At 59.9% G+C, this 6,655-nt stretch carries 6 protein-coding genes; 5 read left to right on the top strand and 1 reads right to left on the bottom strand.

Annotation, left to right across the window (positions count from 1 at the left end):
* Window positions 1-41 precede the first annotated feature (41 nt).
* Window positions 42-1,859: a glutamine--fructose-6-phosphate transaminase (isomerizing) gene (gene glmS / locus ACLPJJ_RS06585; protein ID WP_443590149.1), complete on the top strand. Its 1,818-nt coding sequence runs from the start codon at window positions 42-44 to the stop codon at window positions 1,857-1,859.
* A gap of 228 nt (window positions 1,860-2,087) precedes the next feature.
* Entirely contained in the window at window positions 2,088-2,306 is a 219-nt protein-coding gene (locus tag ACLPJJ_RS06590; RefSeq protein WP_443590150.1) for a hypothetical protein, read from the top strand.
* A gap of 30 nt (window positions 2,307-2,336) precedes the next feature.
* Here the strand turns inward: ACLPJJ_RS06590 and ACLPJJ_RS06595 are convergent, their stop codons facing one another.
* Complete coding sequence (locus tag ACLPJJ_RS06595; protein ID WP_443590151.1) at window positions 2,337-2,666, bottom strand: hypothetical protein; 330 nt, start codon at window positions 2,664-2,666, stop codon at window positions 2,337-2,339.
* Window positions 2,667-2,914: 248 nt separating this feature from the next.
* Between ACLPJJ_RS06595 and ACLPJJ_RS06600 the strand changes: the two genes are divergently transcribed.
* Genes ACLPJJ_RS06600 through ACLPJJ_RS06610 form a run of 3 tightly spaced genes read left to right on the top strand, consistent with a single transcriptional unit; the run spans window position 2,915 to window position 6,615 of the window.
* Window positions 2,915-3,523 (top strand): TadE/TadG family type IV pilus assembly protein, encoded by a 609-nt coding sequence (locus ACLPJJ_RS06600; RefSeq protein WP_443590152.1) that lies wholly within the window; start codon window positions 2,915-2,917, stop codon window positions 3,521-3,523.
* Complete coding sequence (locus tag ACLPJJ_RS06605; RefSeq protein ID WP_443590153.1) at window positions 3,523-4,293, top strand: TadE/TadG family type IV pilus assembly protein; 771 nt, start codon at window positions 3,523-3,525, stop codon at window positions 4,291-4,293. The genes ACLPJJ_RS06600 and ACLPJJ_RS06605 overlap by 1 nt, the downstream gene beginning before the upstream one ends.
* Window positions 4,294-4,305: 12 nt before the next feature.
* On the top strand, window positions 4,306-6,615 hold the full coding sequence (locus ACLPJJ_RS06610) for a TadE/TadG family type IV pilus assembly protein (RefSeq protein WP_443590154.1): 2,310 nt from the start codon (window positions 4,306-4,308) through the stop codon (window positions 6,613-6,615).
* The last annotated feature ends 40 nt before the right edge of the window (window positions 6,616-6,655 follow it).

Here is a 6,655-nt window from a genome sequence, read left to right on the forward strand (position 1 = left end):
ACGGCGCTACCGCAAGAAGAGGCTAGAAAAGGGTTAAGCAGATGTGCGGAATTGTAGGTGTTGTAGGTCTTTCCCCGGCGGCGCCGTTGCTGCTGGATGGGCTGAAGCGCCTGGAATACCGTGGCTACGACTCCGCCGGTATCGCGACCCTGGTGAACGGCCATATCGAGCGCCGCCGTGCCGAGGGCAAGCTGAAAAACCTCGCCGCGGTGGTGGAGCACCAGCCGCTGACCGGGGTGACGGGCATAGGCCACACCCGCTGGGCCACGCATGGCGCGCCGACCGAGAGCAACGCCCACCCCCACGCCACCGCGCGGGTGGCGGTGGTACATAACGGCATCATCGAGAACCACAACGCGCTGCGGGCCGAGCTGGAGGCCAAGGGGCAGAAATTCGCCTCCGATACCGATACCGAGACCGTGGTGCAGCTGCTGGATTTGCTGCTGGCCCAGGGCCTTAGCCCCGTTGAGGCGGCGAAGCAGGCTTTCGCCCGGCTGGAGGGCGCCTATGCCCTGGCGCTGATCTTCGCCGGGCACCCGGAGCTGGTCATCGGCGCCCAGCGCGGCGCGCCTTTGGCCGTGGGGTTTGGCGAGGCGGAAATGTATCTCGGTTCCGACGCCCTGGCCCTGGCGCCGCTGACGCGCGAGATCGCCTATCTCGAAGACGGCGACTGGGTGGTGGTGACGCGCGAGGGCGCGGAATTCTTCGGCCCCGACAACGCGCCGGTGCACCGGGCGAAGAAGCTCACCGCGCTGACCGGAGCGGCCATCGGCAAGGGCAATTTCCGCCACTTCATGGAAAAAGAGCTGCACGAACACCCGGTGGTGATCGGCGACGTACTGCACCGCATGCTCGATGGCGGCACGCCGCAGCTCCCCGCTCTGCCCTTCGACCTCGCGGCGGTGAAGCGCATCACCATGAGCGCCTGCGGCTCTGCGTTCTACGCCGGGCTCACCGCCAAGTTCTGGCTGGAGAACCTCGCCCGCGTGCCGGTGGAGGCCGACGTGGCCAGCGAGTTCCGCTACCGCGCCCCGCCGCTGGAGGCAGGCGGCTTGGGCCTGCTGGTCAGCCAGTCCGGCGAAACCGCCGACACGCTGGCGGCTTTGCGCTACATGAAAGCGGGGGGGCAAAGCATTCTGTCCGTTTTAAATGTGCCAGAAAGCTCGATGGCCCGTGAGTCGGATGCCATATTGGAGACCATCGCCGGGCCGGAAATTGGCGTGGCCAGCACCAAGGCCTTCACGGCGCAGCTTACCGTGCTGGCCGTGTTCTCCCTGGCCCTGGCCCAGGCCAAGGGCGTGCTGGCCCAGGCCGAAGTGGAGCGCCTGGCCGCCAGTCTGCTGGAGATCCCGGCCAAGGCGGCGGAAATCCTGCATAACGACGCGCCGATCAAGCACTTGGCCAAGCGTATCGCCGAAGCGCGGGACGTGCTGTATCTGGGCCGCGGCGGCTGCTTTCCCATCGCGCTGGAAGGCGCGCTGAAGCTGAAGGAGATCAGCTACATCCACGCCGAGGGCTATGCCGCCGGCGAGATGAAGCACGGGCCGATCGCGTTGATCGACAAATCCGTGCCGGTGATCGCCATCTGCCCCTCCGGGCCGCTATTCGAGAAAACCGCATCCAACCTGCAGGAGGCGGCGGCACGCGGCGGGCAGATCGTGGTGTTCTCGGATGCCGAGGGTGCCGCCAAACTCGCCCCCATCGCCGCCGAGACCATCCTGTTGCCGGAGATCGACCCGTTCGCCGCGCCGATCCTGTACGCCATCCCGGTGCAGATGCTGGCCTACCACGTGGCGGTGCTGAAGGGCACCGACGTGGACCAGCCGCGCAACCTAGCCAAGTCCGTAACTGTGGAGTGAGCTCCACCGTTTTTGCCGGCTGGCAGCAGGATTTTAGAATTTGTGCAAATGCCGCCCCTGATGCCTGTTTTTAAAAATTTGTTTGCCTGCCGCCCTTTTTTGCTGCGCCGCGAGCATCGCAGCGCACAAGGCGAATCATGGTGAAAATTCGGCAAAATTGCGTTTTATGATTTGAACTCGGCGCCCGTTTCTATGTAGTCTTTTGCTCTGAGCAAGAGGAAATCCGAGATGCCACTTCCACTTAGTAATGGACTCACTGGCCAAGCCCGGATCATCGCGCTGCGCAAAGGCGGCGTGCCAGCGTCAAACGCGGCACATGAGAAATTCTATGTCGAGGATGGCTGGGTGTTCCGGGAACACCACGGCAAATATGTGGAATGCATCTGCCGTAGCGAGGAAATCTCCACCCCCCCGGCACAGCCTCTGCCTGTCAATCAATTGGCCTGAAACGGGCTACCCCGCGCAAGTACTACCGCATTACTGTGGGCCAAACGGCACCGCGCCATTCCCAATCACGGAGTGGCTGGTGCCGCCGGGGCCGATAATCGGCACATCAGAGCCGATCATTCCCGTGGGGTGCTGCGCGATAGTGGGCAGCGTCGGAATATTGGCGCCAATATTGCTGTAATCATCCAGGTTACGCTTCTTCGGCTGCGGCGGCAGAGTGCCCGCCGGCGGCTTGGCGATGCCCGTCTGCTCGGTGCCCTTGTTGGTGGTGCTGCCGGTCGTGGTGCTGGCCGAGGTCTGCGCCAATGCGGCGCTGGAAAGCGCCAGCACAAACGCGCAAGCCAATGGTAGACGGGTCATATCCCTGCTCCTGAAGTTCAAGATTAACAGTATATAACAAGCCATCGGACAGCAATCATGCGCCACAAGCAACCCAGGGGCTTGCAAGGGGGCATCCGGACATCAGGGGACGGACTATCCCCACTGGTGGGGCCGCGCTCGCGATGCCGGCGGCGACACGGCAAGATTGTTTAATTGATTTTTTGTACTGAAGCCGTTAAGTAACAGCGCTTTAAAAACTGCCCCTAAGCGTCGGTCAAGGCTATAGAATGTCACGTTTTGCAGCGGCTCTAAGGTTAACTCGCGGGGCAATGCGCCGCTTGCTCGCGGCGCGGCGGTTCTTGCGGGAGACCCGCGCGGATACCGCGGTTGAGTTCGCCATGATCGGCTCCGCCTTTTTCCTGTTCATTTTCGGCATTTTTGTCGTGTCGATCGACCAGTTCTGGCAGATGACGCTCGACGACGCCGTGCGCGCCGCGGCGCGTCAGGTGGCGATCGGCAAGATCACGACCGGCCCGCAATTCGTGACATCCGTTTGCAACGAATTTGGCGCTGCAGCCCCTTATTGCTCCAGTAATCTGCAGTATTCAGTCCAGAGCAACTCTTATTTCTCGGCAACCGGCAACGCCAACACGATTACTCCGGCGACGTTGAGTTCGGCCGGAAATCTGTCCTCAAGCAGCGCGTTTTCAGTCAGTCTTTCAACAATACCAACGCCTGCGAATTCCACACAGGCAGCCGTAACAGGGGCGGAGCAGTTTTTGCTGGTCCAAGTCGCCTACCCGCTGCCGTTCAAAGTGCTGGCGGTACCAGGTGGCGTGGCAACCGAAAATGGCACCCCCTCACTTTATTCTGCCGTCGCAACCGTGATGCAATAATGCAAAAACAAAAACTTTTCCATGATAAACTTGGGCGGCGCGGCATCGCGGCGGTTGAATTCGCGCTGGTCATGCCTGTGCTCCTGCTGCTGTTCATGGGCACCGTGGAAATGCTGACGGCGTACCGCACCGAGGCAAAGCTGAATGCGATCGCCTTCAATGTCGCGCAAATGGTTTCGCTCGCGCAGTCGGTTTCCACAGCAAATGCGCCCATCGCCAATGCAACGGCAAGCACGCCGATGACGGCGGATTCACCGACTGTCCAGGTCGTATCGCTGAACGATATCTGCCGTGGCGCCGCCATGGGCCTGGCGCCGTTTCCACCGGGGGGGATGAAGCTGGCCATCGCCAGCATTACCCAGGAACAGGGGCCAACCGCGCAGCCAGCCAGCGGCACCAACCCGGCCTATGCCGCATCCACAACTTATGATGACTGGGAGTCCGACAGCACCGTTGCCTCGGACGGCACATGCACCACGCCCAGCCCCAGCGGGACCACGACGATCTTGTCCGGCTCTCCGCTGGCAACCGCGACATCCGGGGCAAGCAGCATGGTTGTCAACCCCTGCGACAATGTCATCATCGTTCAGGCCAGCGTGCCGTATTCCGGGTTGATCGGCCTGTTTTTTAAAAATTCGATAACGCTGACGCAAACCGCCTATGTTCGCTGGGCGTTCACTCTGCCCACAACTGAGTCGCAATGTACTGGGTGCACGCTGGTTTCGGCTGCCACGCAGGTTTGCAATGCCAACAATACATCAACAAATTAAGGATATCCGAACATGTTCGTTTCCTTAATCAAAAAACTCTACCGCGACAGGCGGGCCGCCACGGCGGTGGCGCTCGCCATCCTGCTCGTGCCACTGCTGATGGCCGGCAGCGCGGCCGTCGATTTCGCGCGTGTCGCCTCTGCACGAACCTTGCTGCAGGCGGCGGTTGATGGCGCTGCCGTGGCAGGCGGCGGTGAGTGGCAGATGTCGGAGTCCAGCACCAGCGCGTACAATATCACGCAGAACGAGTTTAACAACACCGGCGCGCAGCTGCCAAATTTCGTCGCGATCAGCACGCCGACGATCAACCTCGCCTGCACCGGAACCTCGACTGAATGTGGCACCTCGGCTGCCTACTCAACGACACTGTTTTCTAACTGCACCAGCGGTGTCGAATACTGCGTGACCGTGAGCGCGACAGCGACACTGAAGAACTCTCTGTTCGGCTGGCTGATTCCCACCACATTGCTGACCGCTTCCAGCACGGACTCCGTGGCGTTTGGGCCTAACAACTACAATGGTGCAGGAATACCGCCGAGCGCCGGGTTTGGCTCCGCGGGCGACATTAGTGGCGTTTATGCCTACGCCGTACCCATGGATGCCGCCGGTAACACGGCGAATTACAACGAGCTGCCGACGGCCAACTCCCATTGCGCCAGTGCCACGGGACCACTGCAGTACCTGGCTTCATCAACGTCACCCTCGGGGGTCACGGCGTGCAACTACCTTTATATCAACGATTCGCTCGGCCAAACCGGGACCGGCGGCTCGATCACGCTCGAGGCAAACCAGCCGATTGCCTTCACATTCGTCAACAATACCGGTGCGCATAACTATCACAACACCGAATCAACTCATTACACGAACAATATCCTCGTCTCGAAAACATCCTCTTCGAGTGGTTATGATTATTACCCGGATGGCTATATCACTCCTGTTATTCCGCCCGTTACCTGCAAGAAGCGTCAGCAGAACTGCACACCCTCGCCAGGGTACCCGGCGACAAAATTATATGGTCAGTGCCCCGATCATACTTTGTATGGCTCTCTCGACTACAACAACGGCACCCCCAGATCAGACTCCCTGAACCAATATTCCTCCGCCTACGAGGTGCTGGGCGAACCGCCAACCTACGAGACAAACCATCCGTTGACACCGTTTGTCACGAGCTACGTGGTGTCGCACAGCACCGATAACAGCATTCCCTCGGGCTACTACATCGAGTCCGTATGCCCGAATTATTCAACTTCGGGGACCTCGATCAGCGCGCCGGTGAGCAGCAGCTACTCCAACATCACGAGCAACCAGGCCTCTGCCGGAATGAACACCTTCTCCACCTGGTTCCCGACCGGCTTGCCCAACGAGGTTGGCTTCACAGATAATGCCGCTGCCTGCGCAATCGATAATTGCAACTCCGACACAGATATATTTCCGCCGGCCATTGGCGCTTGCACCCCGGCAACCAACGCTGCGGATGGAGGGATTACCCCAGCATCCTCCGACCCATGGTGGAACTGGAGCCCTTCCAATATTTCGGCCAGTGACTGCGCCCAGCAACAGGCTTCCAAATATAGCAATTGCGCCCTGCTGATTCAGCCATTGGGTACCAAAGTCCCGGTGAACAGCAGCAACGATGCGCTGCTGCCAGACTATTACAACACGATCGAGGATGGGAGCGGCAACGTGATCGCGCTCGATCCGGTCTATGACGGCGTGACCTATACCGATGCGTTAACAGGGGTGACAATTACCAACCACGATTCGGCTGACACAAGCACCCCAGGAGCTACCCCACCAAACGGGTGGACACCTTCAAACACAACGCCTTCAACGCCTTCGCTAATAACCAACCTTACAACGATAGGCAGTTCAGCGAGCCCCAGCACTGGATACCCGTATGCGAACAGCAAATATGTTGGGGATTATCTGGTGCAGCAGCAACCGGCCGCGTCCAGCTTTACTTATCCAAGCGGTTCTCCCACAGTCCCTGTTTACGACCACAACCCTCCGCTGTGGACCTCCCACCACTGCTATGATCCGACAGTTGCGACACAAGACAATGGCTACAAGTCTACCGGCAGTTCGACCGACGCACTCGGTTATAATGCCGATGGCACGGCCGTCGATCCTGTAGCCAATCCTCAGCTAGGTGCCGTCCCTTGCAATACAAATCCGCCGGAAACCTACGCCTTGTACTGGAACGACCTGGGTACTTACGAATCTGACGACATCGGCTATTGGAACGCACTCGAGATCTTTACATGCTCTGTGCCAGCCGAATCGTGGTTGGTAATTGTCACCCCTGTTAACGCATCGGTATAGGTCACGCCGTCATAGACCGGATCGAGCGCGATCACGTTGC

This window comes from Acidocella sp. (assembly GCF_052326845.1).
Lineage (GTDB): Bacteria > Pseudomonadota > Alphaproteobacteria > Acetobacterales > Acetobacteraceae > Acidocella.

Coding starts and splice junctions, on each gene's coding strand:
- glmS (WP_443590149.1), top strand. CDS start 42: ATGTGCGGAATTGTAGGTGTTGTAGGTCTTTCCCCGGCGGCGCCGTTG.
- ACLPJJ_RS06590 (WP_443590150.1), top strand. CDS start 2,088: ATGCCACTTCCACTTAGTAATGGACTCACTGGCCAAGCCCGGATCATC.
- ACLPJJ_RS06595 (WP_443590151.1), bottom strand. CDS start 2,666: ATGACCCGTCTACCATTGGCTTGCGCGTTTGTGCTGGCGCTTTCCAGC.
- ACLPJJ_RS06600 (WP_443590152.1), top strand. CDS start 2,915: ATGTCACGTTTTGCAGCGGCTCTAAGGTTAACTCGCGGGGCAATGCGC.
- ACLPJJ_RS06605 (WP_443590153.1), top strand. CDS start 3,523: ATGCAAAAACAAAAACTTTTCCATGATAAACTTGGGCGGCGCGGCATC.
- ACLPJJ_RS06610 (WP_443590154.1), top strand. CDS start 4,306: ATGTTCGTTTCCTTAATCAAAAAACTCTACCGCGACAGGCGGGCCGCC.